At 42.5% G+C, this 25,875-nt stretch carries 22 protein-coding genes; 13 read left to right on the top strand and 9 right to left on the bottom strand.

The genetic code is table 11. The features are described from left to right. Window positions 1-279 precede the first annotated feature (279 nt). Complete coding sequence (locus FHS68_RS04455) at window positions 280-867, bottom strand: precorrin-2 dehydrogenase/sirohydrochlorin ferrochelatase family protein (RefSeq protein ID WP_167267586.1); 588 nt, start codon at window positions 865-867, stop codon at window positions 280-282. A gap of 112 nt (window positions 868-979) precedes the next feature. Between FHS68_RS04455 and FHS68_RS04450 the strand changes: the two genes are divergently transcribed. After that, a complete protein-coding gene (locus tag FHS68_RS04450; protein ID WP_167267585.1) occupies window positions 980-2,935 on the top strand; it encodes an ABC-F family ATP-binding cassette domain-containing protein in 1,956 nt (651 codons plus the stop codon). Window positions 2,936-2,983: 48 nt separating this feature from the next. On the opposite strand, the gene FHS68_RS04445 is transcribed toward FHS68_RS04450, so the two are convergent. After that, a complete protein-coding gene (locus tag FHS68_RS04445) occupies window positions 2,984-3,571 on the bottom strand; it encodes a Uma2 family endonuclease (protein WP_167267583.1) in 588 nt (195 codons plus the stop codon). Window positions 3,572-3,675: 104 nt separating this feature from the next. On the opposite strand from FHS68_RS04445, the gene FHS68_RS04440 reads away from it, so the two are divergent. Next, on the top strand, window positions 3,676-4,956 hold the full coding sequence (locus FHS68_RS04440; RefSeq protein WP_167267581.1) for a type IX secretion system plug protein: 1,281 nt from the start codon (window positions 3,676-3,678) through the stop codon (window positions 4,954-4,956). Here the strand turns inward: FHS68_RS04440 and ychF are convergent, their stop codons facing one another. Then, entirely contained in the window at window positions 4,957-6,057 is a 1,101-nt protein-coding gene (gene ychF / locus FHS68_RS04435) for a redox-regulated ATPase YchF (protein ID WP_167267580.1), read from the bottom strand. It lies immediately after the preceding gene. Window positions 6,058-6,215: 158 nt separating this feature from the next. Further along, window positions 6,216-6,539 carry a DUF3276 family protein gene (locus FHS68_RS04430; protein WP_310588500.1) on the bottom strand — a complete coding sequence of 108 codons (324 nt, stop codon included), beginning with the start codon at window positions 6,537-6,539 and terminating at the stop codon, window positions 6,216-6,218. 266 nt (window positions 6,540-6,805) lie between these two features. On the opposite strand from FHS68_RS04430, the gene FHS68_RS04425 reads away from it, so the two are divergent. Genes FHS68_RS04425 through FHS68_RS04415 form a run of 3 tightly spaced genes read left to right on the top strand, consistent with a single transcriptional unit; the run spans window position 6,806 to window position 9,389 of the window. Further along, the gene (locus FHS68_RS04425; RefSeq protein ID WP_167267578.1) at window positions 6,806-7,258 is read left to right on the top strand and encodes a septal ring lytic transglycosylase RlpA family protein; all 453 of its coding nucleotides are present in this window, start codon (window positions 6,806-6,808) and stop codon (window positions 7,256-7,258) included. Window positions 7,259-7,273: 15 nt separating this feature from the next. Further along, window positions 7,274-8,188: a DUF58 domain-containing protein gene (locus FHS68_RS04420; RefSeq protein ID WP_167267576.1), complete on the top strand. Its 915-nt coding sequence runs from the start codon at window positions 7,274-7,276 to the stop codon at window positions 8,186-8,188. Between the two features lie 49 nt (window positions 8,189-8,237). Beyond that, on the top strand, window positions 8,238-9,389 hold the full coding sequence (locus FHS68_RS04415; protein WP_167267575.1) for a hypothetical protein: 1,152 nt from the start codon (window positions 8,238-8,240) through the stop codon (window positions 9,387-9,389). Window positions 9,390-9,407: 18 nt separating this feature from the next. Here FHS68_RS04415 and radA read toward each other — a convergent pair whose 3' ends face one another. Beyond that, a complete protein-coding gene (gene radA, locus FHS68_RS04410; protein ID WP_167267573.1) occupies window positions 9,408-10,781 on the bottom strand; it encodes a DNA repair protein RadA in 1,374 nt (457 codons plus the stop codon). 166 nt (window positions 10,782-10,947) lie between these two features. Between radA and FHS68_RS04405 the strand changes: the two genes are divergently transcribed. After that, complete coding sequence (locus tag FHS68_RS04405) at window positions 10,948-11,655, top strand: porin family protein (RefSeq protein ID WP_167267571.1); 708 nt, start codon at window positions 10,948-10,950, stop codon at window positions 11,653-11,655. A gap of 239 nt (window positions 11,656-11,894) precedes the next feature. On the opposite strand, the gene FHS68_RS04400 is transcribed toward FHS68_RS04405, so the two are convergent. Continuing rightward, the gene (locus tag FHS68_RS04400) at window positions 11,895-12,293 is read right to left on the bottom strand and encodes a LytR/AlgR family response regulator transcription factor (RefSeq protein ID WP_229211763.1); all 399 of its coding nucleotides are present in this window, start codon (window positions 12,291-12,293) and stop codon (window positions 11,895-11,897) included. A gap of 309 nt (window positions 12,294-12,602) precedes the next feature. Between FHS68_RS04400 and pheS the strand changes: the two genes are divergently transcribed. Beyond that, the gene (pheS, locus tag FHS68_RS04395) at window positions 12,603-13,643 is read left to right on the top strand and encodes a phenylalanine--tRNA ligase subunit alpha (protein WP_167267569.1); all 1,041 of its coding nucleotides are present in this window, start codon (window positions 12,603-12,605) and stop codon (window positions 13,641-13,643) included. Between the two features lie 8 nt (window positions 13,644-13,651). Here the strand turns inward: pheS and FHS68_RS04390 are convergent, their stop codons facing one another. Both FHS68_RS04390 and FHS68_RS04385 read right to left on the bottom strand, forming a co-directional pair. Beyond that, the gene (locus tag FHS68_RS04390) at window positions 13,652-14,383 is read right to left on the bottom strand and encodes an esterase family protein (protein ID WP_167267568.1); all 732 of its coding nucleotides are present in this window, start codon (window positions 14,381-14,383) and stop codon (window positions 13,652-13,654) included. Window positions 14,384-14,497: 114 nt separating this feature from the next. Beyond that, a complete protein-coding gene (locus FHS68_RS04385) occupies window positions 14,498-15,928 on the bottom strand; it encodes a circularly permuted type 2 ATP-grasp protein (RefSeq protein ID WP_167267566.1) in 1,431 nt (476 codons plus the stop codon). 353 nt (window positions 15,929-16,281) lie between these two features. Here FHS68_RS04385 and FHS68_RS04380 point away from each other — a divergent pair, with 353 nt between their 5' ends. From FHS68_RS04380 to FHS68_RS04370, 3 genes are all read left to right on the top strand, one after another. Further along, on the top strand, window positions 16,282-17,832 hold the full coding sequence (locus FHS68_RS04380) for a DUF5723 family protein (RefSeq protein WP_167267564.1): 1,551 nt from the start codon (window positions 16,282-16,284) through the stop codon (window positions 17,830-17,832). Between the two features lie 74 nt (window positions 17,833-17,906). Then, window positions 17,907-18,302: a peptide-methionine (R)-S-oxide reductase MsrB gene (gene msrB / locus FHS68_RS04375; RefSeq protein ID WP_167267563.1), complete on the top strand. Its 396-nt coding sequence runs from the start codon at window positions 17,907-17,909 to the stop codon at window positions 18,300-18,302. Between the two features lie 79 nt (window positions 18,303-18,381). Then, window positions 18,382-20,934 carry a penicillin-binding protein 1A gene (locus FHS68_RS04370; RefSeq protein ID WP_167267561.1) on the top strand — a complete coding sequence of 851 codons (2,553 nt, stop codon included), beginning with the start codon at window positions 18,382-18,384 and terminating at the stop codon, window positions 20,932-20,934. 34 nt (window positions 20,935-20,968) lie between these two features. On the opposite strand, the gene FHS68_RS04365 is transcribed toward FHS68_RS04370, so the two are convergent. Beyond that, window positions 20,969-22,741, bottom strand: coding sequence for an ABC transporter ATP-binding protein (locus FHS68_RS04365; RefSeq protein WP_167267559.1), 1,773 nt, complete (start codon window positions 22,739-22,741; stop codon window positions 20,969-20,971). Between the two features lie 156 nt (window positions 22,742-22,897). Between FHS68_RS04365 and FHS68_RS04360 the strand changes: the two genes are divergently transcribed. From FHS68_RS04360 to FHS68_RS04350, 3 genes are all read left to right on the top strand, one after another. Then, on the top strand, window positions 22,898-23,458 hold the full coding sequence (locus FHS68_RS04360; RefSeq protein ID WP_167267558.1) for a DUF4126 domain-containing protein: 561 nt from the start codon (window positions 22,898-22,900) through the stop codon (window positions 23,456-23,458). Then, window positions 23,455-24,378 (top strand): helix-turn-helix domain-containing protein, encoded by a 924-nt coding sequence (locus FHS68_RS04355; RefSeq protein ID WP_167267556.1) that lies wholly within the window; start codon window positions 23,455-23,457, stop codon window positions 24,376-24,378. Before FHS68_RS04360 ends, FHS68_RS04355 begins: the two co-directional genes overlap by 4 nt. Before the next feature lie 92 nt (window positions 24,379-24,470). Beyond that, the gene (locus tag FHS68_RS04350) at window positions 24,471-25,853 is read left to right on the top strand and encodes a glycoside hydrolase family 88 protein (protein ID WP_167267554.1); all 1,383 of its coding nucleotides are present in this window, start codon (window positions 24,471-24,473) and stop codon (window positions 25,851-25,853) included. Window positions 25,854-25,875 lie beyond the last annotated feature (22 nt).

The following is a 25,875-nucleotide window of genomic DNA, read 5'->3' as shown; positions in this document are numbered from 1 at the left end:
TCTAAATCAAAATTAATGGGTTTCCGCCACGGCGGTTTGGAAATTAACGGTTTCAATAATACGCATTATCGAAGTAAAAAACGAAAACATTTTACCATGGATAAATACCGCCATAAAAAGCAGAATTCCGATAATTGCAGGAAATCAACAACTCAGATACGCAAGAATGATGATCGATGTGGAGGGCGCGGATAATTTTTTACGATTATCTTTTATAAAACAATTTACATTCTTTTTTATTGTGACTATAAATCTTGTTTTTGATTGATATTGGAATGCTTACTTCGTTTCTGTCTTCTTTTCTGTAAGTACAGCAGTGATGCGATTGAGTTCATCCACTTTCTGAGCAAAATCTCCTTTTAACATATCCCTAACAGCTTTCAGTTGCTCCATGGCAGTTTCCAAATTATCAGGTAATGCTTCGCCCAACACCTCTTTCAAGCGCTTGGCGAGTGTGGGGGACATGCCGTTGGTAGAAATAGCTACTTTGAGATTACCCTTCCTCACTACCGAGGAAAGATAAAAATCGCAGATATCCGGCGTATCTGCTACGTTGGTCAGGATGTGCTTTTTACGAGCTATCCGCGCAATCCTTTTGTTTTCCTCCTTATCGTTTGTAGCGACAATCATCAGATCCTGCCCGGCGAGATCATCATCTGAGAACTTGCGCTCAATTAGATTTATTCGTGAATTGGCCTCTGCGATTTCTCTGATTTCAAATCTGATTTCGGGAGAAACGAGTGTGATGTTTGCATTGGGCGAATTTTGCAGGACCGCCGTTATTTTCTCCAAACCCACGTAACCACCGCCAACGATAAGCGTTTGCAGGTTTTCAAGTTTTATAAATATCGGAAACAGATCGTTCATATGTCAAATTTACATCAAATCTTAAAAGAACGCTGGGGAATATCCAGCATATTATAACTATTCCAACAATTGCACTTTTACTATCTCCTACTTTCCCTGTACCTTTGTAATTATGATCGCGATTACAAACCTCAGTTATTTTTTGGGCGACCGTGCACTCTATGATAGTGCATCGCTCCATATAAAGCCTAAGCAAAAGATTGGTCTTATTGGTCTTAATGGCACAGGCAAATCTACCCTCCTAAGAATGATCAACGGGGAATTCCAGCCTGATGGCGGGAATATTTCCAAATCCGGAGATTGCACGATCGGTTTCCTAAACCAGGATCTCCTTTCTTACCAGAGTGATGATTCGATCCTTTCCGTTGCTATGCAGGCCTTTGAAAGGCAAAATATTCTTCAGGTACAGATGGATAAGATCCTGTACGACATGGAACATCATTATACTGACGCACTTGTTGACAAACTGGCAAGGATACAGGACGAATTTGAGGCCCTGGACGGATATACCGTTCAATCTAAAGCTGAGGCGATTTTGGAAGGGCTTGGCTTTTCAACTGTCGACCTCCACCAACCTTTACGACAATTTTCGGGAGGATGGAGAATGCGGGTAATGCTGGCAAAATTGTTATTGCAAAAGCCCGCCCTACTCATGCTGGATGAACCCACCAACCACCTTGATTTACCGTCAATCCAATGGGTTGAGAAGTATGTTCAGAGTTATGAAGGTGCGGTAATTGTGGTTTCTCACGATAGGCAATTTCTGGATAACACGATTGATACAACGGTCGAAGTTTCAGCAGGAAAACTGAATTATTACGCAGGTAACTATTCCTACTACATTGAAGAAAAGGAGCAACGCAATGATATTCAGCGTGGTGCTTATGAAAATCAACAAGCGAAGATACGTCAGACCGAACGGTTCATTGAACGATTTAAAGCAAAAGCGACCAAATCCCGTCAGGTCCAGAGCCGCGTAAAGGCTTTGGATAAAATGGATGTCGTAGACCAGGTAATTGATGAAAACGCCAAAGTTCATTTTCGCTTCCAGTTCACTACTCAGCCCGGCAGACATGTCTTTCAATTGGAAGATGCTTCGAAAGCCTATGGTGATAAGGTTATCCTGGATTCAACCAGCATCAGCATGGAACGTGGTGATAAAATCGCTTTAATTGGTGCAAATGGTCGTGGAAAATCAACCGTTCTGCGCGTCGTTGCCGGCACTGAGCCCATAGAAGGAAAACGCAGACTTGGGCACAATGTATCCTTTACATTCTATGCCCAGCACCAACTTGAATCGCTGAATGTTTTGCATAACCTCATTGAAGAGCTCAAATATGCTAATCCAAATAAAACCGAAACTGAATTGAGGACTGTGCTTGGCTGTTTTCTTTTCACCGGAGATGATGTTTTTAAGAAAATTAAAGTTTTGTCGGGAGGAGAAAAATCGCGTGTAGCATTGGCAAAGGTTTTACTTTCACAAGCTAATTTTTTGCTGCTCGATGAGCCTACCAACCACTTGGATATGCAGTCGGTGAACATTCTGATTCAGGCATTGCAACAATATGAAGGAAGTTACATTGTAGTTTCCCACGACAGATATTTTGTTGAAAATATTGCCAATAAAATCTGGTATATCGAGGATCACGAAATCAAGGAATATCCTGGAACATACCAGGAATATGAGGTTTGGATAGAAGAACGCGGATTACAATCTGCGGTGAGTGATAAAGCGGTTGTCAGCAGCGCGCCGCCTCAAAAAAGCAATTCACAGCCTGCGTCGAATACGAATGGTCAAAAAAGCGGTGGAAAAGTACCTTCCGGAGAGGATGCCCAGAAAATAAAAAAGGTACAGAAACAGATTGAGGAGCTGGAATCAACCATTAATAATCTTGAAATAAGAAAAACGGAAACAGAAACAAAGTTGGCTGATCCGAAGATTTACAATGACTCAGCTGCGCTTTCAGAGATCAACCGTTTTTACACCGACATTAAGCAAAAGCTGGAACAAAGCACGGATACCTGGGAAAATCTGATGCTGGAAGTTGAAGAGTTGGATGGGAAATGATTGTAAGAGCGAAAGGGGGAAATCGATTGATTTCCCCCTTTCGCTTTTTTAATTGATAGACTTCAAATTATTGGTTTGCGCAAAAATATCTTTCATCGCGAGGGATAATCCAAGGCTGGGAATCTCAATCGCTCCGTCGAGATCGTATGCCTCCGACATCAACTGCCACATCCCATTTGGAGCTTTGCTATAAACCTCTGCTGCAACCGCCAAGGAATCTATCATCACAAAATCCTTTAATGTTTCAATGCTTCGGTAGAAATGGAATTTTGCTCCTCTGTCGTAACCCGAAGTACTTGGTGAGAGAACTTCGAAAATGGCAGTTGGATTGACTATGGTATCATCCTTATCATCAAGAAATTGATTTTGGCCACAGATTACTAACAGATCGGGATAAGTGTAAAGCCCATTTACAGGAATATGTAGCCGCATATCTCTCGAAAAAGTCCGGCAAGTTTTCCCTTTTAGAAAGGTACCTATTTCAATAGACAAATTCTCCACAATCCTATTGTGATTGTGCCCGGCACCTGCCATCGCGAATATTTCACCGCGATAGTATTCGCTCTTGTAGTCGGCTTCTCTTTCCAGTTCCAGATACTCTTTTTCTGAATACATTTTGATAGTTTGTGCTGTCATTGATACGTGTAAGTTAGAAATAAGTTAATAATGTTCAAAAGACCTTTTATTAACTATACGTACCTTGGGATAGAAAGTAACGTTACTATTTTTAAAAATTTGCAATGCGATTATTACTTCTGATAACTTTCTTTTTAGGCTTGGTACGCGCATATGCGCAGCCGCAAAATCTTCGTCTGGAAGATTTTATATATAATGAAAAAATTAGGACTGTGCTTTTATATCCTGGCCTGGATGATCCCGAAACCCCAACCCGATTACTCACCCCGCCTATAAAGCCGCTCCAAGGTCAATCGCCTTTTGTACTTGAATTCGACGATCTTTCCGGTCAATTTGATGGATACCGGGCCAAAATTGTCCATTGCAATGCGGATTGGACTAAGTCGAATCTGAATGACATTGAATTTACTTTTGAATTCAATGAATATCCGATCAGCAGGTACGACCAATCATTCAGCACCAAAGTCCCCTACTTTCACTATCGTTTTGAAATACCTAAGGTGAAAATTTCGGGCAATTATGTGATTTATGTTTATTCAGACCGTGACCGAAAATTGATCCTGAGCAGAAGATTTATGCTTTACGAATCACGGGTCAGCATTGATGCAAAAGCCCGTTTTTCACAAGGTATCCAGCAACAGTTTTCCGATCAGCAAATTGATTTTTCTATCAGTTACAAAGGATATCCCCTTAATGCTCCCCAGACGGATCTGAAAGTGGTCATGCGTAAAAATTTTCGTTGGGATCAGAGCAAATCCGGTTTCAAACCCACGAATGTAAAACCCTTCGATCAGGTATTGGAATACACATTTTTTGATCTTGAAAACACATTCCCTGGCGGAAATGAATACCGTTATTTCGACAGCAGAACATTATCTGGCCGGGGTTATGGTATCAATGAAATAGAAAGATCAGACGAATTTACGCGCCTCATGTTATTCCCTGATAAGACCCGGGCTGCAGGTGCTTATATACAAATTGACGATTTTAATGGCCAGTACATTGTAGATCAGCGGGAATCCGGCCGTGGAAGCGTTGAGGCAGATTATACACCCATAACATTCACACTAAAAACGGAAGAAAACCCAGACGCTACCTTCTACGTGAATGGAGCATTCAACCTCTGGCAGCTCAATGACCGGAACCGTATGACCTATAACTTGGATACTAAATCATACGAAGTGGAAATCCTGATCAAACAGGGAGTAATTAACTACGATTATCTGGTTGTCTGGGGTGATAAGACGCCGGACGAGGCATTTATTGAAGGAAATTACAGCGCGACTGAAAATGATTATGATATATTGGTATACCACCGCCCGCCGGCAGGGAGGGCTGATCTTTTAGTCGGGTACCGAACGGTGGAATGGAACAGAAGACGTTAATCAGACATTGAATCTGAAATGCATAATATCGCCATCGGCAACCGTGTATTCCTTTCCTTCCACAGCCATTTTCCCTACTTCTTTCACACCGGCCTCAGTCTTATATTGCTCATAATCAGCAATTTTGATTACCTCTGCACGAATAAATCCTTTTTCAAAATCGCTATGGATGACACCTGCGGCCTGGGGAGCCTTCCAGCCTTTTACAATTGTCCATGCTTTTACCTCCTTCACGCCTGCGGTAAAATAGGTGATTAGGTTTAAGAGAGAATAAGACGCTTTGATCAATTTGCTCAACCCTGATTCTTTAAGGCCATATTCGCCTAGAAACATTTCGTGCTCTTCCGGATCTTCAATTTCTGATATCTGGGATTCTATGGCAGCACACAGGATGATTACTTCCGCACCTTCCAGCTTTACGGTATCTCTTAACTTGTTTGAATATTCATTGCCTGTCAGCATCGAATCTTCATCCACATTGGCTACATATAATACAGGTTTCGCAGTCAGTAACTGCAAATCACCAATAACGGATTCCTTGGTTTCCTCATCAATTTCCAGGCTTCTCGCATTCATGCCCGATTCTAATGTCGACTTATATTTTTTGAGCCATTCGAGTTCGGCTTTGGCTTTTGCATCGCCAGCTCTGGCACCTTTCTCAGTTTTCTGGATTTTTTTGTCAACCGATTCAAGGTCTTTCAATTGCAGTTCGGCATCGATGATTTCTTTATCAAAAACAGGATCAACACGTCCTTCAACATGAACGACATTATCATCCTGGAAGCAACGTACCACATGCACGATGGCATCGACTTCGCGAATATTAGCAAGAAACTTGTTACCAAGGCCCGCACCCTGACTCGCACCTTTAACGAGGCCAGCAATATCTACAAATTCAATGATGGTTGGAATTACTTTTTGCGGGTTGACCAGGCCGGTCAGAATGTCGAGACGTTCGTCCGGGACGGTCACAACACCTACATTCGGTTCAATGGTACAAAAAGGGTAATTGGCAGCTTCGGCTTTGCCGGTAGAAATAGCATTAAAGAGAGTGGATTTACCTACGTTTGGCAATCCAACGATCCCACATTGAAGACTCATATATAAGAAGTATGCAGTGAATAGCAGGGCATTCTTCTCTTTCAAACAAAGAACTACTTTCTGCTAAGGATATTTTTTGCAAAATTACCATTTAGCGGACACAAAAACCAAAAGCCCTCGTAATAGATTACAAAGGCTCTTTTATCAGCATCGTATTATTAATCCCATTTCAGGTCCGACTCCCCCACTACCACGTCAACCTCTTCGACCTTGGTTTCAAACTGAGAAAAGTCAACTTCCGGCATCAGTTCTGTTTTCACGTGATCCACAGCCTCCTTCAAAGCATCAACGAATTTATCAAAGTCCTCTTTGTACAAAAACATTTTGTGTTTTTCATACGTAAATCCGTCTCCCTGCGGATGGCGACGGCTTTCTGTAATGGTAAGATAATAGTCGTTGGATCGCGTAGAGCGAACATCGAAGAAGTAAGTCCTTTTTCCTGCCCTGACCCTTTTGGAGTAGATTTGCTCTCTGTCTTCCACTATGTTTAGTTTAAATAGGTTTCCAAACGCTAAAATATAAAGTTTATTGCTGCTATCAAAAAAACCACAGCATATTAGCAATTTGTTCGCATTGACCTCTATGTTTTTATATCTCGTTTCTACTATAACTCAGACTTTTATTCTTTTTTACATTTTTTGTATTACTTTTGAAGTTCCCGGGTTTTCAAATTCCTACGAATCCCGTTAATTGTAGTAGATAAAACAGGGCATTTAATCCCTGTAATGTTCCACCTAAATCCTGAGATATGACTTATCATCGGATTCTGATTCTTATCATATTAGCTTTCGCCGCCGGACCAGACGCATTCGCTCAGGTCAAGTTGGGCAAAACAGAAACCGGAAATGCTTCCTATTATGCAAACCGGTTTAATGGCAGAAAAACTTCCTTTGGTGAAGTGCATAAAAGTTCCGAACTCCTTGCTGCTCACAGAAGTTATCCGCTCAACACGATGCTTGAAATAACGAATCTGCTGAACGATGAAAAGGTAATTGTGAGAGTAAATGATCGTGGCCCTTTCTCTAAAAACAGAATTATAGATTTAAGTAACGAGGCGGCCAGGCTTTTAGGAATCATTGCAAGAGGCGTCGCTAATGTATCTGTGAGAGTGGTAGGCATGGAGGGGATGGTCCTGCTGGAATCCAACGAAGAAATTGACCCAAAATCCGGCAAAGTAATATCAATGCGAAGCAACGAATAGCAAATAACATATTCAATGAGTAACCGTCAACTCGATTTAGCAAAGGTTAGGGAGTTCGGTAATCTTGAATTTCTTGCAAAACAACTTGTTGAAGGTTTTATAACTGGCTTACACAAATCCCCGTTCCACGGTTTTTCAGTGGAATTTGCTGAACATCAGCTCTATAATACTGGGGAATCTACAAGAAATATTGATTGGAAAGTTTTTGCCAAAACGGATCGCCTTTATGTGAAACGTTACGAAGAAGAAACCAATCTTCGCTGCCATATCCTCCTGGATACTTCATCTTCCATGTATTATCCGGAAGAAAATAATGGCAAAATGACTTTCAGTGTTATGGCTGCGGCAAGCATTACCTACCTGCTTCAGAGGCAAAAAGACGCAGTAAGCCTTTGCACCTTTGCCGAAAATATTGAAGTTCAAACTGCAGTTAAGTCAACTCCTTCGCATGTTCACAAGATTATGCTCGAACTGGAAAACCAGTTGGAAAGCAAACGGCCGCTTTCAAAAACCTCCGTTTCGGACGTGCTCCATCAAATAGCTGAGAAAATACATAAGCGATCGCTGGTTGTCATTTTTAGTGATATGTTTGATAATCTTGAAGAAGCCGACAAAATCTTCTCATCCCTGCAACATCTTCGTCACAATCTTCATGAAGTGCTGTTATTCCATGTTACCGACCGAAAAACGGAGGAAGACTTTGCATTTGAAAACCGCCCTTATGAATTCATCGATCTCGAAACCGGCGAGAAAATCAAAGTACAGCCCGATCAAGTGAGGGAATCCTACAAAGAGTTTGTCAGCGATTTTTATCAAAAGCTAAAACTCAAATGCGGTCAGTATAAAATCGATTTTATCGAGGCAGATATTGCAAAAGGTTTTGATCCTATTCTGATGGCCTATTTGGTAAAACATTCAAAAATGAGGTAATTTTTTTAGAAATTTGGTGGCAAGATCCTCTATACGACTCAGCTATCATATGATGAAAGAATTCCTAAAATTCATTTTCTTCTTCTCCGTAATTATTTTATACCTAGCTGGTTGTAAATCAGCAGAAAAATCTCTCAAGAAAGGGGATTTTGACAATTCGGTATTTCGGGCTGTTGATAAGCTTAAAAATAACTCCGGACATTCTTCGTCCATAGAAGCACTCAAGCAAGCCTATCCTCTCGCGCTTTCGCAACATCAGGACGATATCAAAAGGGCCCAGTCATCTGAAGACCTCTTCAAATGGGAGCCACAGCTCGAATCCTACATTCTGATCAATAAACTTTATAATGTTATTGCTCAATGCAACGCCTGTGCAAGAATTGTAACGCCTCAGAATTTTGAAAAAGAAGAGAAAATAGCGAGGCATAATGCTGCCAATGTGCGCTATAAGGAAGCCGAGAATTTGCTGAGCATTGGTGATCGGGAAAACGCCAGAAAATCGTATGAGTACTTCGAGCGAGTAAATACGTTGATACCGCATTTCGAACAGGTGCAAAAGAAAATAGACCTCGCTTATGAAATTGCTTCATTCAAAGTTGTCGTTGAGCAGGTTCTCGTCACTTCCAAGAGGTATCAGCTGAGTAATGAATATTTTCAGGATCGGGTGAATGAATACCTGCAGACGAACAAACGCCTTAATAAGTTTGTCAGATTTTACATGCCCGATGAAGCCGCAAAACTCAAATTACAGCCGGATCATATAATAACCCTCCAATTTGACGATTTTGTGGTAGGGCAGATATTAATTGAAAAAAATACGGAGACAGTAATCAGCAAGGATACCGTAAAAGTTGGCGAAAAATTTGTGGGTAGATCGAAGGTCCCGGTTTATGGAAAAGTGACTGCAAAGCTTACCCAAACCCGGAAAACGGTTCGTTCCGGAGGGTTGTTGGACATGCAGATTTCTGATTTCAAATCAAAGCAGATTGTGAACCGCGAGAAATTCAACGGAGAGTATAATTGGATGTGCGAATGGGCGAATTACAATGGGGATGAACGCGCCCTTACTGCTGCCCAGTTGAGGAAATGCAAAAGCCAGGAATTGCTGCCACCCGATCCTCAACAACTTTTCATCGAATTTAGTAAGCCTATTTATGAGAGACTTACGAGTAAGTTGCAAAATTTTTACGCGAAATATTGAGGGTATTTAGAAAAACGCTTATTGATTCAGGAACAAAGACATAAATAGCTGATCGAGGTGCGCGACGGGAATTACTTCAATTTTTGCTCTTTTCAGATCCAGCCCTTTGCTATTGTACTTGGAAATGTAGATTTGTTTAAATCCAAGTTTCTCAGATTCCGAAATTCGGTTTTCAATCCGGTTGACTGCCCGAACCTCGCCTCCAAGCCCCACTTCTGCCGCAAAACAAGCAGAGGGAGAAATAAATTTATCTTCATAAGAAGATACGATGGATGCAATTACAGCAAGATCAATGGCAGGATCTTCGACTTTCAAACCACCAGCCACATTCAGAAAAACATCCTGGACACCCAATTTAAAACCGCCGCGTTTTTCGAGTACGGCCAGTAACATTTGCAGGCGCTTTGCATCAAAACCAGTACTGCTCCGTTGCGGGGTTCCATAATTAGCTACACTCACCAATGATTGAATTTCGACTAGCAAAGGCCTGTTTCCTTCCATCATGGAACCGATTGCAATACCGCTCACCGGTTCGTCGCGCTGCGAAATCAGGATTTCGGAAGGGTTACTAACCTGCCGAAGCCCTGAGCCAAGCATTTCATAAATTCCCAATTCAGAAGTACTTCCAAATCGGTTCTTCATGGTCCTCAAAATCCTGTACGTATTATGCCTGTCACCTTCAAACTGCAAAACCGTGTCCACCATGTGTTCCAACACTTTGGGGCCAGCAAGTGAGCCATCTTTAGTAATATGACCGATTAAAAAAACAGGAACACCCATTTCTTTTGCATACTTCATAAACTCAGCGGTACATTCCCTAACCTGTGAAACACTGCCAGCACCCGATTCGATATAAGCGGATTGCATGGTCTGAATTGAATCCACAATCAAGATTTCAGGCTTGAAATCTTCGATCTGCCTGAAAATGTTCTGGGTATGGGTTTCTGTCAAAATGTAACAATTGTCGCTTTTGGACGACATCCTCTCCGCTCGCATCTTAATCTGCTGATCCGATTCCTCTCCGGAAACATAAAGCACCCTTTTATTAGAAAGTGTCAATGCGATTTGCAGCATCAGCGTCGACTTTCCAATTCCAGGCTCACCACCAATTAAAATCAGGGATCCTTGCACGATGCCTCCACCCAGCACACGATTCAGTTCCTCGTCGAAGGTCCTGATCCGTGGTTCATTCTGATATTCAATTTCAGCAATGGACCGCGGACGGCTGGCCAGGTTAACCGATTTCCAGGTGACCGCTGTATTCTTATCCTCTTTTTCAATAACTTCCTGAACGAAAGTATTCCATTCCCCGCACGAAGGACATTTTCCCACCCATTTTGGTGAATTGTATCCGCATTCCTGGCAAAAATAAGCGCTCTTGGCTTTGGCCATAAGAAGAAAAATCTAATTTATATATTCCTGGTGTTAACAGGATTAACCCGCTATTTATTCAAAGATTTGTACGTTTCAACCATTGAATCAAAAAAAATATTGGCTAGGTACCGTTTTTTGTGTTTTCGCGTTATTAACCGGTTTTACTAAAAAAATTATATTATCCATGAACATCCTGACAAAAGTAGCCTGTATCTGCTTGTTATGCACATTTGCATTCACAACAGTTCAGGCACAGAAAAAAGGTTTTGCGTTTGGTATCAAAGGCGGGGTTAACTTGTCACGCCTGACAATGGGAGATGTTTTTACGACAAGGTATGATGACGCTGGAAACCCATACCTGGGTTACGATGGAAAGGAAGTAAAGGATAATTTGAGGCAGAGCTTTAATACCAGAACGGGGGCCGTGGGTGGAATTTATGCAAGATTTGGAAGGACATTATTTATTCAGCCCGAAGTACTGGTTTCGACCAAAGGAGGCTCTTTTGAAATTATTCAGACAGATCAGGAGCAACCGGTTACCAAAACGGTAAACATTAAGTACAGCAATATTGATGTGCCTCTTCTCATTGGTTTGAAAGGCGGACCTCTCCGTATCCTTGCCGGTCCTGTTACTTCATTCCGCATTGGAAATAACCAAAGATTACGGGATGCTTTCAAATACTACACATCGGATCTTAATAATGCCATGTCCCAGGCTACTTTCGGTTATCAGCTTGGAGCAGGACTTGATCTTGGAAGTTTTAGTCTAGACGTAAGGAAAGAAGGCTCCTTTACAAATCTGGCATCTTTCGAAACAAGCGGCCCGGGCGATGGCAATGTGAAACAAAAAGTTAGTTCATGGCAGGTGACCTTGGGATTGAAGTTGTTCTGATTTAATGAGTGAATGAGTGAGTTACTGAATGAGTGAATGCAAATCAAATTCACTCATTCACTCATTAAAAATTCACTCATTCACTCATTCAAAATTCACTCATTCAAAATTCACTCATTCAGTCATTCCCGTCCCACGGCGGCCTCATTCAAAATTCCCTTTAAACAAAACGAGCAGCCTTCGATCAAGCGATGGCTGCTGTTTTTATGAATAACCCACTAATTTAATACAATAAAAAATTAAGCGCTGATGCGTAGATTGGAATGATCCAAAAAGCAGGTAATCTCCTTGATTTTCCTGCGGGACACCATTACTTCTTTTCCACACGACAGTTTAAGCATTCTGTCATCTTCCAGGCGTGCTACCACATAATCCGCATTCACAAGATATGATTTATGAACACGCATGAATTTCGCATTCAACTGTTCAGCAAGTGATTTCAACGTTTTCGATACCAGATATTTCTTTCCGGTATTTGTATATATAAATGTATAATTGCCTTCACCTTCGAGGAAAGTGATCGCGTCTGGTGTCAAAAAAATAGTTCGGCCCATTGACTGAACAGAGATTGAAGAACGGCTGTCAGCAAAGGATCTTTCTGACAAATTGGGGCGGGTAAAGCTTGCAAAATTTTTCATGGTTGGAACGACTAATAATGTTTTGTTTTCTTGAATCAAAAATAGCACATAGCGCTACGTTAATAAAATACGTAAAAGTACGTATTAGAGTTTAATCGCTTGAAAATCAGAGATTTAAATTCACTCACGTATATTAAAAAGCGTAAGTGAACTTGGTAGAATGCGTAATTTTACGTGGTCTGAAAAATAGACTGTTTTAATAAAAAACTCAGCCTGACGCCGGTTAACAGACCTAATTGTCAAAAATGACCAGGCACTTTAATTATCTTTGACACCATTTTGGCATTTGTCAACTACATTAAATAGCTTATGATTACCGACCGGGTAAAGGAACTGGTTTCCGAAATTGACAACGCTGTTGTCGAAAACAGGGAGCAATTGGAGTTATTCAGATTAAAATATATCAGTAAGAAAGGTGCCGTCACCGAGCTTTTTGAGGGGCTCAAAAATATTCCTCAGGAAGACAGGCGTGCGGTTGGCCAGGAGCTAAATACATTGAAAAATCTTGCCCAGAGCCGTTTTCAGGAGTTTGCATCTGTTTTGGAAGACGCAACGGATTCCAACGCTGAAATTCTAATCGATCTGACGCTACCGGTTACTCCTAACCTTCAAGGAAGCTTGCACCCGCTTACCATAGTGCGGCGAAGGATTATTGAGATTTTTGAGCGGATGGGATTCAACGTTTCTTATGGCCCGGAAATCGAAAAGGATTGGTATAACTTCAGTGCGCTGAATTTTGCAGACAATCACCCGGCCCGGGAAATGCAGGATACCTTTTTCATTTCCAAAAGTGAAGGTGATGTGAAGGACGACGTTCTTTTGCGTACGCATACGTCCAATGTCCAGGTGCGGCTGATGGAAAGGCAAAAGCCGCCGATCCGGTCAATTATGCCCGGACGGGTATTCAGAAATGAAGCGATCTCCGCCCGCGCGCATTGTGTATTTCACCAGGTCGAAGGGCTATATGTCGACAAAAATGTAAGCTTCAAGGATCTTAAAGACACCTTGTACCATTTTGCAAAGGAAATGTTTGGGAAAGATTCGACGATACGCCTGCGTCCTTCCTATTTCCCATTTACAGAACCAAGTGCGGAAATTGATGTTTCCTGCTTCATTTGTAAAGGAAAAGGATGCAATGTTTGTAAGTACACTGGCTGGGTTGAGATTGCAGGTTCCGGAATGGTTGACCCCAACGTCCTTACCAACTGTGGTATTGACAGCGAAGAATATACAGGATTTGCTTTTGGAATGGGAATAGAAAGGATCACAATGCTTCGATACGGCATTAGTGATCTCCGGCTCTTCACCGAGAACGATGTCCGCTTTTTACGACAGTTTGAAGGAGCATAGTTGAAGTTTTAAAACCTCGTCTCCAGGTAATAGGGTAACATTCGCTTCCAAACCCACCATTCGTGAGGCATATCACTGCCCCAGATATCTAATTCATGCGGGACATTTTTGGAGTTCAAAATGGAAGAGATCTGTCTCGAATAATCCGGAACTTCATAAGCCCCGGAGCCTGCGATGAAGTGAATGTGCCTGCTGTCCCGATACATGGATAAGTGCCACTCGGCTTTCAATTGGGGCAGGTAATGTACCGGCGAATTGAAATATACATTGTCATCATAATAACCATCGGTATAAACGCTGAGGTCAAAACATCCGCTCATAGCGATCACGCCATGAATATAATCCGGATGTTTAAAGAACAAATTGGCCGCATGTAACGCGCCGAAAGATGCACCTCCTGCTATGATTTCGTTATTTGGACTTGTGGTATCCTTAATAAAAGGAATTACCTCTTTAATGATATAATCATTGAAAAGCTGGTGGCGAATCGCCTTATCATATCCATGCATATATGGATTTAGCCAGCTTTCGGAATTGATGCTATTAATGCAATAAACCTTGACTTTACCAGAGTTGATATAGGGACTGATACTTTCGATTAACCCCTGCTGCTCGTACTCTAAATAGTTTGAGGCAGCTGTTGGAATCAATAATAGCGCAAATCCATAGTGCCCGTAAACTGCAATATCCATTTGTTCATTCAGCGCCGGACTATACCAACCGGTTACTTCACGTTGCATTTTTCTATCAATTTAAGTTACTGTATATATTTTTCAGGCATTTCGAACATTGGCTTACAAAAGTGACTGTAAACCTTTATCATCAACAGCCCGACAGCAACTGTTCATGATAAATTAATACAACACCCAGGTATCCTTGCCCCCACCGCCTTGCGACGAATTGACAACGAGCGACCCCTTTCGCAATGCAACCCTGGTCAATCCGCCGGGGATTACGCTGACATCGTCGCCATATAAAATGTAAGGACGCAAATCGACGTGCCGACCTTCCGCATGACCTTCGACCATACACGGAACCCGTGATAATGAAATCGTAGGTTGTGCAATGTAGTTCCGCGGGTTGCCTCTTATTTTTTCCCTGAAAAGTTCGTGTTCTTCCTCAGTAGCCTTCGGCCCAATCAACATGCCGTATCCCCCCGCCTCATTGGCTTCTTTTACAACCAGTTGCGCAATATTCTCGATCACATAATTGAAATCGTCCTCTTCACCGCAAATGTAGGTTTGGACGTTTGGGATAATCGCTTCCTCGTCGAGATAATACTTAATGATCCTTGGCACATACGCATAAACCACTTTGTCATCAGCAACCCCGGTTCCGGGAGCATTCGCCAATGCAACACGACCTTTTTTGTATACTTCAAATATCCCGGGAATGCCAATCAACGAATCCGGATTAAATGCTTCGGGATCCATAAAAGTATCGTCGATGCGCCGATAAATTACGTCCACAATCTGCAACCCGTTTGTTGTGCGCATCTTCACATACCCATCAGAAACAACCAAATCACGGGTGTCAACCAATTCGACTCCCATTTGCTGGGCCAGGTAGGAATGTTCAAAATAAGCAGAATTATAAATGCCGGGCGTAAGTACTGCGACGGTAGGATTAGGTCTGTCTGCCAAATGCTGCAGCATTTGCAATAAACGGGTCGGGTAATCAGAAACCGGCCTTACGCCTGTTCTGGCCAATACATCCGGGAAAATTTGCTTCGAGAGTTCTCTGTTTTCCAGCATATAGGACACGCCTGACGGGCAACGCAGGTTATCCTCCAATACCATAAAGGTACCATCATCCCCTTTAATCAAATCGGTTCCTGTAATGTGGCACCAGATTCCTTTTGGTGGTTTCAAACCCAAACAAGGCTTCAAAAAGCATTTACTGGACTCGATCAGCTCGCGGGGAACTACACCATCATTGAGAATATTTTGATCATTATAAACGTCATCAATAAACATGTTCAGCGCCTTGATACGCTGTTTCAATCCCTTTTCAAGCCACTCCCATTCAGCATTGGAAAGGACACGGGGGATAATGTCAATAGGCATAATCCGCTCGGTACCTTCACCTTCGGAATAGACGTTAAATGTTATCCCCATAGACAACAATGCACGTTCGGTCGCAAGCTGACGGTTGGTGAGATCATCATGTGTAAGGTTCTCAAATTTGCTTTTTAGATGCTCGTACCCTGGACGTATTTGCCCATCGGGCGTAAACATTTCGTCAAAGAAATTTTCGCTTTGATAATCCGAAAATGAAAAATTCATGCTATACAAAATTTGAATAAGTCTATATCATTAATTCACAGAACAATATATGGTCAATGTTTTAATTAACAAAACAATTGATAATAACCCCTGTCAGGAGCCTTCCTATTTGTAATATAAACTATACACTTATTACTTTTTTAATGCAGTATAAAGCATCCTGTAAATACTTGACTGAGAAATCTTACACCTTTTTTCAATCGTATAATTTGCTTTGCGGAACATTAAAATCATGCCGCAAATCAACGCTTAATTATTTTTCCAATCAGTAAACATTCGTTGCAAGTGCAGGGACTTCGCCTTTTCTTTGCAAACTGATATAAAAGTCCTGTATCGTACGTTTTACATTCACTATGCCCAAAAGTTTATCCGTCGCGATCCTGATTATATTACTTGGATTGCCCCTGAGGGGTTTATGCCAGCATTTGCCTGGTATCTCCATGGGTAATTTTGCCGGCACCAATGCATTGTATCACAATCCCGCGTTTGTTGCGGATAGTCGCTACGGTTTGTATGTCAACCTGGTTGGCACTCAGTTTTATACGGCAAACAACCATGTCAAATACAAAGCGCCCTATTCGTTTCTGAGCCTTATTACCAACACCGTTTCTGACGAGTACCGCAATGAAAAAGGCGTATTGATGTTTCCCCGCTCCTATCTGGGGGAAAAATTAAACGGGAATAAAAAATACCTCAATGCAGGCGGAGATACACGTCTTCCCTCCGTCATGTTTAATATTTTGAAAGGTCGGGTTGGCGTAGGAATCTCGACAAGGGTGAGGTATATGCTCAATACGAGCCAGGTAACCGAGCCATTGGCAAGGCTGATCAGTAAAACAACGCAGCAGAAAGAGCTGCAAGGTGTATTATTTGAAAACCAATCCGGGCAGCTGCATTTCAACGGTGTGGGTGAAATTGCCTTTACAGTAGGCGGCACTGTCATTGATAATGAAACCGATTTTATTAAAGTCGGAGTGACCGTGAAGAGATTAATTGGCTTATACAACGCGCATACCATTATCGATAACTCATCATACGACATCAATCCCGATGAATTATACGAAAACAAGCGGCAGTTCATCTTTGTGAATGAAATAAATGTCCGCTACGGAATTACCCGGGACGAGGGTTTCCAGAATATCAGAGCCTCACCGGCCTGGTTGATCGGCGGCGCCCCTCCCGGTAGCGGCTGGGGATTTGACCTTGGCGCTGTTTACGAATACCGGCCTGACATTAATAAATTCTCTTATACAGAAGTCGGCGTAAGAAAAAGGGATGCCTCCAAAAACAAGTATCTATATCGAGTAGCGCTTTCTCTCACGGATATTGGTAAGGTACATTTCAAAAATCCTGCATACGTTCTGCAGCAGGAGACTCATACAAGCAACAAGGAATTCAGATACGATTCTTTCCAAAAACTTAAGGGCTCTGAAGGTATTTTTGAAGCGATCAACACATCACTGGAAGGCGGACAGCCTATTGCCCCTAATTTTAAATCCGTATTACCGACCGCATTTCAGGCAAGTGTTGATTATAATATAAAACCAAATGTTTACGTAAGCGGCTTATGGGTTCAAAACCTGATTTCACAAAGCGCTTTCGGCATGAAGGCTGAGTCTTACCTGGCAGTAACACCTCGTTATGAACACAGATGGTATGAATTTTCCGTGCCTATCTCGCTGATGAACCATTATCGCTCCCCAGCGATCGGCATTGCGGGCCGTGCGGGACCAGTTTGGATTGGCACGGATCATATCACAGGCCTTCTTAATATAGGTAATCCAAAATCATTTAATCTTTATTTCGGAATTTCAGGTGGTTTCTTTCGTCGGCCTCCCGAATCCCGTAACAAATGCTGGCCACCCGAAGACTCCTGGTTAAGACGGATTTTCACTAAACGATAAATGTCTCAGACGTGTTATCAGTGATATGGTATAGTTTTTCTAGTGACGGCCATATCCCAAAAATCAAAAATAAAATGAGAGAAATCGAAAAAACCAAAGAAGAGTGGCAGCAGGAACTGACTGGTCAGCAATGCTTTGTATTGTTTGAAAAGGGTACAGAAAGGCCGTTCTCCCATCCTTACAATGATAATAAGGAAAACGGGACCTACGTTTGTGCCGCTTGTGGGACACCATTGTTTAGCTCGGAAACGAAGTATGAGTCAGGCTCGGGATGGCCCAGCTTCTTTCAGCCTATTTCTTCGGGCAATGTAGAGGAAATTAAGGATAGCAGCCACGGAATGACCCGCACCGAGGTAGTTTGCAGAAAGTGCGGCGGTCACCTGGGCCATGTATTCAATGACGGACCGAAACCGACAGGCCTGAGGTATTGTATGAATGGCGCTGCATTAAAATTTGACAAAGCTGAGTAATGAAATCGTGTAAAAGCCGGGCCCGGTCAGATGTGTCCGGCTTTTCTTATCTTTGAGTGCTTACGAACCTTAACGTTTGATGGAAGTTATCCGATCGTTTTTTATTAAAATAAAAGCCATATTCCAATTCATTGGAAAACTGCTTTCAACATTCATCAACCGAACTCTTTATAAGCTGACTTCACTGTTCACCGGCCGGAAACGCGCCGATGACATGTTTCACTCCTACCGAAAAAACAAACGATCCATCCGCGGCTGGTGGGAGGAAAATGTAGATGTCAATTCGAAATTCTACCGCCCGATCATCATCATTTGGAAAACTGCGGCATATGGTGTTTTAGCGGCTGGGATCTATATTTTTTGTGTTGAGACCAATTTCCTATGGCTTATGGGTAGTATGCCAAGCGTAGAAGATCTTCAAAACCCCAAGGTTGCCCAATCTTCCGAAATATACACTTCTGATGGCGTGATGATCGGCAAGTTCTATACTGAAAACCGCACGCCGGTCACAGCCAAAATGATCTCCCCAAATCTGGTCCAAGCATTGATTGCGACCGAAGACGTTCGATTTTACAAGCATTCAGGGATTGATTATAAAGCCATGGCCAGCGTTGCAATTGGTATCGTCTCCGGCGCAACCGACCGTGGAGGTGGCAGTACCATAACCCAACAATTGGCGAAAAAACTTTTCAAAACCCGTAAATCCGGCGCGCGTGGCGTATTGGGTTTCGTTCCGGGATTTAGTACGCTGATTTATAAAACAAAGGAGTGGCTTACTGCTATCAAACTCGAAAGGAATTTTACCAAAGAAGAAATCCTGACCATGTATTTCAATACGGTTGACTACGGAAATAATACTTATGGTATCAATACTGCCGCGCAATCGTATTTCAGCAAATCCCCTGACAGTCTTAATGTTCAGGAATCTGCCGTCTTGGTAGGGCTTCAAAAAGCAACGACCACTTACAATCCGATCCGCAACATGAAACGTTCTTTGGAGCGTCGCAATGTGGTGATCAATCAAATGCAGAAGTATGGCTATTTGTCTTCAAAACAAGCAGATTCAATCAGTGCTTTACCAATTGAGCTCAAAACGAAATTTGAAACACCATACGACGGCAATGCTAATTATTTCAAAAATGCGGTCGTTGATTTTGTTAAAAAATGGGGTGATGAGAATGGATACGACCTTTACACCGATGGTTTAAAAATTTACACAACCATTGATTCACGCATGCAGGAAGATGCCGAAGAGGCTATGACGCAGAAAATGAAGCAATTGCAGCGCGTTTTTGAAGACCATTGGCGCAATCAGAATCCCTGGGTCGATGAGCAGGGAAAAGAGATCGCAGACTTCCTGCCAAATGTTGTGAGACGCACCAGCAAATACAAATCACTTGCGGCAAAGTTTCCAAATAGTCCTGATAGTGTCACTTTTTATCTGAATAAAAAAGATACGATGACGGTGTATGACTGGAAAAATAGTGGTGAAATGACTAAGTATTGGAGTTCAATGGATTCGCTGGATTATTACAAAAGAATTCTTAGAGCAGGTATGATGGCTATGAACCCGCAAACTGGTCAAATCAAAGCCTGGGTTGGAGGACTAGACTATAATTACTTTAAGTATGATGCTGTAAAACAGGGCAAAAGACAGCCCGGCTCAACCTTCAAATCATTTGTTTATACAACCGCAATTGATGATTCGACCTTCAATATGAACCCTTGCGATGAAATTGTGGACAAGCCTTTTGAAAAAATATACATGGAGGACGGTGAACAAAAAGAATGGAAACCACGAAATGCAACCGGCGTCTTCTCCTACGCCAACATGAGCCTCCGCCGTGCCTTGGCACAATCTATTAATTCTGTAACTGCCCAGTTGACCGATCAGGTTGGTGCTGACAATGTTGCCAGATATGCCAAGAAAATGGGTATCACTACACCACTAAAAGGCGTTCCATCCATTGGACTGGGCCCTTTTGATGTGTCCCTATATGATATGGTCGCCGCTTACAGCGTTTTCGTGAACAACGGGACGTATACCCAGCCCATTCTGGTTACAAAAATTGAAGATAGTAACGGCAAAATCATAGAAGAATTTCAACCGGAACACCGTCAGGCTATTAAGCCGGAATCTGCCTTTTTGATGGTACAGATGCTCAAAGCAGGTGTAGAGGAAGCGGGCGGAACGTCGGGAAGCATTCGATGGAAATTTGATGTAACCAAAAATGGCAATGAGCTTGGCGGAAAAACCGGCACAACCTCCAACAATTCCGACGGTTGGTTCATGTGTATCACCCGCGACCTTGTGGTGGGTGCCTGGGTAGGCGGCGACGATCGCAGCATACATTTTAGAACAACAAATCTGGGAGAAGGCGCAAAAACTGCACTACCCATAGTCGGAAGCTTTCTGGAAAAAATTTACAGGGACAAATCCATTGAACCGGGACCATTCCCAAAACCCAGTTTCAAGGTTTCTAAAACGTATAATTGCCCAACGTACTATGCCCCGAGTGAAAGCGACTCATTGGGCGTTGATGGTGATAGTACTCCTGTCAAAAGAAACGAAGAAGACGATTTCTTGATCGGACCGCCGCCGATTCCGCTAGATACGGGAAAACGGAATTAGACTTGCAAGGTTTTTTAAACCTGGCAAGTCTTACCTACCCGCCGATTTTTAGAACTTCCTTATACTGCATCCGATACAAATTCGCATAAAATCCATCTTTTTCAAGCAGTTGTTCGTGGTTCCCCTCCTCCACGATCTGACCCTTGTCAACCACTATAATCTTGTTAGCCTCCTGAATCGTGGAAAGTCTGTGTGCAATAACCATGGCTGTTCTACCCTGCATTAATGTCTCGATCGCATGCTGGATCAATTCCTCCGTCTCACTATCAACAGATGAAGTAGCTTCATCCAGCACAATGATTTTCGGTTCGTGAACCATCGCCCTTACAAATGAAATAAGCTGACGCTGTCCCACCGAAAGCGTTGCGCCCCTTTCCATTACATTATAGGTATATCCGCCCGGAAGCCTTTCTATAAAATCATGAACGCCTACCAACTTAGCCGCCTCCACAATTTTTTCGTGCGTGATCGAAGTATCGCCTAACCTGATGTTATTTTCAATTGTATCTGAAAACAGAAAAACATCCTGCAAAACGACGCCGATGTGTTTGCGCAGTGCATTCAATTCATAATCGTGAACTTCGACACCGTCTACATATATATTGCCTTTATTGATATCGTAAAATCTGGTCAGCAGATTAATGATAGACGATTTACCTGCGCCGGTTGCTCCTACGAAAGCAATAGTTTCACCTTCATTCACTTTAAAATTGATGTCTTTCAACACATATTCTTCGTCATTATATGCAAACCAGACGTTTCTGAATTCAACGTTACCCTTAATAGTCTCCGGCGAAAATGTGCCTTCATTGGAAGTAAACTCATCACTATCAAGCAATTTCAGGATCCTGTCAGTACTTACAATACCCATTTGCAATGTATTAAAACGATCTGCAAGTTGCCGGATCGGCCTGAAAAACAGGTTGATGAACATCACAAATGCTGTGACCGTACCGAAAGTGACATCTGCATTCAAAATTTGTTTTGACCCATACCAAACCACGAGCCCGGTTCCCGCAGCAGCAATAACGTCCGCAACCGGATAGTAAATCGAATAGTATAAAATCGACCTAATGTTAGCGTCGCGGTGCACTTTATTGATCTCCCTGAACTTGTTGTATTCAATATCCTCGCTGCTGAAAATCTGAACAATGCCCATCCCGGTTAAATGTTCCTGCACAAATGAATTCAGGTTAGATACCGCTGCCCTGACTTCATTAAACGAGTCCTTAATTTTTTCTTTAAAAATATAAGTACAGAAAAGCATTAACGGGATCATAGACAAACTGATCACAGACAACTTCCAGTCTGTATAAAACATGACTGCAATGATTAAAACCAATTGCAGAATATCTCCGGCAATTGCTGCCATACCATCACTAAATACATTGGAAAGCGTTTCAACATCCGATATAGTGCGCGTTACCAAACGGCCTATTGGCGTGTTATCGAAAAATTTTAACCTTAAACCAATGATTTTTTGATAAAGTGAAACGCGGATATCCCTGATGATAAATTGACCCAGCCAGCCAGACATATAGGTGTTCCAAAACTGTGCGATCCCTTGAAAAATCGTAACCACGATCATAACGATCAGCATGATGGTCAACTGCTTGAAATCACCGTTTGCAATCGGTGTATCAATGGTGTATTTAATCAGCAGAGGTGTAAGCGGAGCGAGCAATGCATTCAGCAAAATGATCCCAATCAGCAAGTAAAATTGGCTTTGGTAGGGTCGAACGAATGCGTATAAACGTCGTAGTGTGGGAAGATCAAAAATCTGGCCGCTCTTGGTTTCCTGCTTCACCTGATAAAATTTGATGGATAATGCATATTGATCTGCTTTGAATTGACCAACAATGTAAATTTAAGAAATGTCACCAATAGATTAAAAAAACTGGTCAGTACCGCATATATCTTTCGAATACCTTACCTTACATATTCCAAACTCTATGAATTTAAGATGGAATTTTTCCTCAGTGTTTGTTTAGGGTTAGGTCTAAGCGCGAGCTGCGGATTTCGGGTTTTCCTGCCCATGTTGCTGGCAAACGTCGCTGCAATGAACGGCTGGATTACACCGGGCGAACAATTTGCCTGGCTCACAACCTGGACTGCTTTTGCTGCGTTACTCACCGCAACGGTCCTGGAAATCAGCGGCTACTACATTCCTTTTATTGACAATCTGCTCGATACAATTGCCACTCCCGCGGCGGTGATTGCGGGAACATTACTTACCACATCCGTCATCGAAATTGACAGTCCGATTTTGCACTGGGGACTTGGATTGATCATCGGCGGCGGTACTGCCGGAATGGTGCAGATTGGAACTGGTTTGCTAAGATTACTATCGTCGAAAACCACAGGTGGCATTGGAAATCCGGTGGTTTCGACCGCCGAAAATGTTGCCTCTTTCAGCCTCTCCGGGCTTGCCATTTTTTTACCGGTAATTGCGCTCGTACTGGTAGTTTTCCTCATTTTATGGCTTTTTAAAAGATTAGTGAGCAGGAAAAAGAGTAAATCATGACTTCCGTACCAGATTCAATTCCTATACATTCCCTGCCTAAAACACCTAGCAGGGTTCCGGCCCTAAAAATTTTCCGGTTCAAAAACAGCATTAATATCAATAAGGAATCGCCTATATCTCTGCCTATAACGCCCTTACCAACAGATACCCCACACCGTCATACGTATTACGAGATCCTTTTTATAGAAGAAGGTCAGGGATTTCATGAAATTGATTTTCATTCTTACAACATTCAAGGTTCGGGCCTGCATTTCCTCACACCCGGACAAGTTCACTTACTCACTTTCTCAACCTCTTTTCAAGGTTATATTGTCGCGTTTTCTGAGGACTTTTATACATTCTACAATCCTGTAAATCAGCCACTTTCACAACTACCATTTTTCCAACCAGCCCGAAGACAGCCTATTATTACATTATCCGAAAGTGATAAACATTATTTTCACAACATTCTGGAAAACATGGTCGCGGACCATCTAAATTCAGAAGCTGACCAAACGCTGATTGGTCGCTATCTGGGATTACTGTTACAGAAATGCGGTTTGCTGGCTCAGAGAAATGCTGAATCGCAGGAGTCTGCAATGCTAACGATACCCGAGCTGGTGGGGAGGTTTCAGGAATTGGTAGAGAAGAATTTTTTGATTAAGCATGAAGTCCAGCAATATGCACAGGAACTTTCCGTCTCCCCCGATTATTTGAGTAAAATCACCAAAAAATATCTCGGTACACCGTCCCAGGAATACATCCTCGATAAGCTATTATTGGAAGCTAAAAGACTCCTTGTCTTTACAAACCTGAGCAGCAAAGAAGTCGCCTATCATATCCATCTGGACGACCCTTCCTATTTTAGTCGAATTTTTAAAAGGAAAACCGGTCTTACTCCCAATGAGTACCGCGATCAAGTTCGGAAAAGTGCCATTTAATAACCAAAATGTACCTTGACCTGGCTATCAAGCTTGAATATCTTTGTATTATCCAAAAATACAATGGCTAAATAATACTATCGATATTCGTTATGCAAATCTGCAACGACTTAACCGCCGCATCATTACAATCCAAAATTGACAAACTCTGGCAACTATCTGCTGACAAGATCCATTTGATTTCAAGGGAATACGATAACTCAAAAGGCACGCCGGTTTTTACGGTTAATGGTAAATACACATTGCGAGGCTGGACCGAATGGACGCAGGGCTTTCAATATGGAGCCGAAGTTTTGCAATTTGATGCGACCGGCGAAACTGCATTTCTTGAAAGCGCCAGAAAAAATACTGTCAATTATATGGCCTCGCATGTCGGCCACTTTGGTGTACATGATCATGGTTTCAACAATGTGAGCACCTATGGAAACTTGCTCAGGTTGATGAATGAAGGCCGAATTGCTGAAAATGATTGGGAGCGTAACTTTTATGAGATAGCCTTGAAGATATCCGGTGCTGTTCAGGCCAAACGCTGGACAAATACCAAAGATGGTCAGGGATTTATCCACTCATTTAATGGTCCACATTCACTTTTTGTAGATACCATTCGCTCGGTTCGCGCATTGATGGTTTCACATTTGATGGGACATAGTTTGATGGGTGAGAATGATGTAAAAACAAGCTTACTACTGCGCGGAACATTACATTCGATTGCTACTGCAAAATATTCAGTATACTATGGCGAAGGCCGCGACAGCTACGATCTGTGGGGCCGCACGGCGCACGAAAGTGTTTTTAATACCAATGATGGAAATTATCGCTGTCCCAATTCCCAGCAAGGATTTTCCGGATTTACTACCTGGACACGTGGATTAGCCTGGGCAATGTTGGGATTTGCAGAGCAGTTAGAAACGCTACCGAGCTTTTCAGATGATGAATTGTCCAGATTGGGTGGCCGCAGCGCAATTGAAGAAACATATCTCAAAGCTGCCAAAGCTACCTGCGACTTCTACATTGAAAACACCGCGTCCGACGGAATTCCTTATTGGGATACCGGCGCACCCGAAATCCATAAATTAGGTGATTATCAGTCCAGAACTTCCGACCCATACAACGCATTTGAACCCATCGACAGCTCTGCCGCTGCAATCGGCGCACAGGGGTTATTACGTCTTGGCAAATATTTGAATGATACGGGTCAAAGCGAAGAAGGTAACAAGTATTGGCAGGCTGGCTTGACAGCGGTCGATTCGCTCTTTCAAGAACCATACCTTTCAGTTGATCCAACGCACCAGGGGCTGATCTTACATTCAATCTACCACCGCCCAAATGGTTGGGATAATGTGCCGGCCGGACAGAAGATACCTTGCGGCGAGTCCAGTATGTGGGGAGATTACCATGCCCGGGAAGTTGCGTTGTACCTGCACCGGATTAATAAAGGATTGCCTTATTATTCTTATTTGGGTTGTGTTAAATGATTGTCACTTGATTTGTCACCCT

Source organism: Dyadobacter arcticus (assembly GCF_011762185.1).
Lineage (GTDB): Bacteria > Bacteroidota > Bacteroidia > Cytophagales > Spirosomataceae > Dyadobacter > Dyadobacter arcticus.
The sequence above is the reverse complement of the archived record's forward strand: the minus strand, read 5'-3'. Positions and strand labels throughout refer to the sequence as shown.

Excerpts from the sequence above, each read along its gene's own strand:
- FHS68_RS04455 (WP_167267586.1), bottom strand. The coding sequence starts at position 867 with ATGAACGATCTGTTTCCGATATTTATAAAACTTGAAAACCTGCAAACG.
- FHS68_RS04450 (WP_167267585.1), top strand. The coding sequence starts at position 980 with ATGATCGCGATTACAAACCTCAGTTATTTTTTGGGCGACCGTGCACTC.
- FHS68_RS04445 (WP_167267583.1), bottom strand. The coding sequence starts at position 3,571 with ATGACAGCACAAACTATCAAAATGTATTCAGAAAAAGAGTATCTGGAA.
- FHS68_RS04440 (WP_167267581.1), top strand. The coding sequence starts at position 3,676 with ATGCGATTATTACTTCTGATAACTTTCTTTTTAGGCTTGGTACGCGCA.
- ychF (WP_167267580.1), bottom strand. The coding sequence starts at position 6,057 with ATGAGTCTTCAATGTGGGATCGTTGGATTGCCAAACGTAGGTAAATCC.
- FHS68_RS04425 (WP_167267578.1), top strand. The coding sequence starts at position 6,806 with ATGACTTATCATCGGATTCTGATTCTTATCATATTAGCTTTCGCCGCC.
- FHS68_RS04420 (WP_167267576.1), top strand. The coding sequence starts at position 7,274 with ATGAGTAACCGTCAACTCGATTTAGCAAAGGTTAGGGAGTTCGGTAAT.
- FHS68_RS04415 (WP_167267575.1), top strand. The coding sequence starts at position 8,238 with ATGATGAAAGAATTCCTAAAATTCATTTTCTTCTTCTCCGTAATTATT.
- radA (WP_167267573.1), bottom strand. The coding sequence starts at position 10,781 with ATGGCCAAAGCCAAGAGCGCTTATTTTTGCCAGGAATGCGGATACAAT.
- FHS68_RS04405 (WP_167267571.1), top strand. The coding sequence starts at position 10,948 with ATGAACATCCTGACAAAAGTAGCCTGTATCTGCTTGTTATGCACATTT.
- FHS68_RS04400 (WP_229211763.1), bottom strand. The coding sequence starts at position 12,293 with ATGAAAAATTTTGCAAGCTTTACCCGCCCCAATTTGTCAGAAAGATCC.
- pheS (WP_167267569.1), top strand. The coding sequence starts at position 12,603 with ATGATTACCGACCGGGTAAAGGAACTGGTTTCCGAAATTGACAACGCT.
- FHS68_RS04390 (WP_167267568.1), bottom strand. The coding sequence starts at position 14,383 with ATGCAACGTGAAGTAACCGGTTGGTATAGTCCGGCGCTGAATGAACAA.
- FHS68_RS04385 (WP_167267566.1), bottom strand. The coding sequence starts at position 15,928 with ATGAATTTTTCATTTTCGGATTATCAAAGCGAAAATTTCTTTGACGAA.
- FHS68_RS04380 (WP_167267564.1), top strand. The coding sequence starts at position 16,282 with ATGCCCAAAAGTTTATCCGTCGCGATCCTGATTATATTACTTGGATTG.
- msrB (WP_167267563.1), top strand. The coding sequence starts at position 17,907 with ATGAGAGAAATCGAAAAAACCAAAGAAGAGTGGCAGCAGGAACTGACT.
- FHS68_RS04370 (WP_167267561.1), top strand. The coding sequence starts at position 18,382 with ATGGAAGTTATCCGATCGTTTTTTATTAAAATAAAAGCCATATTCCAA.
- FHS68_RS04360 (WP_167267558.1), top strand. The coding sequence starts at position 22,898 with ATGGAATTTTTCCTCAGTGTTTGTTTAGGGTTAGGTCTAAGCGCGAGC.
- FHS68_RS04355 (WP_167267556.1), top strand. The coding sequence starts at position 23,455 with ATGACTTCCGTACCAGATTCAATTCCTATACATTCCCTGCCTAAAACA.
- FHS68_RS04350 (WP_167267554.1), top strand. The coding sequence starts at position 24,471 with ATGCAAATCTGCAACGACTTAACCGCCGCATCATTACAATCCAAAATT.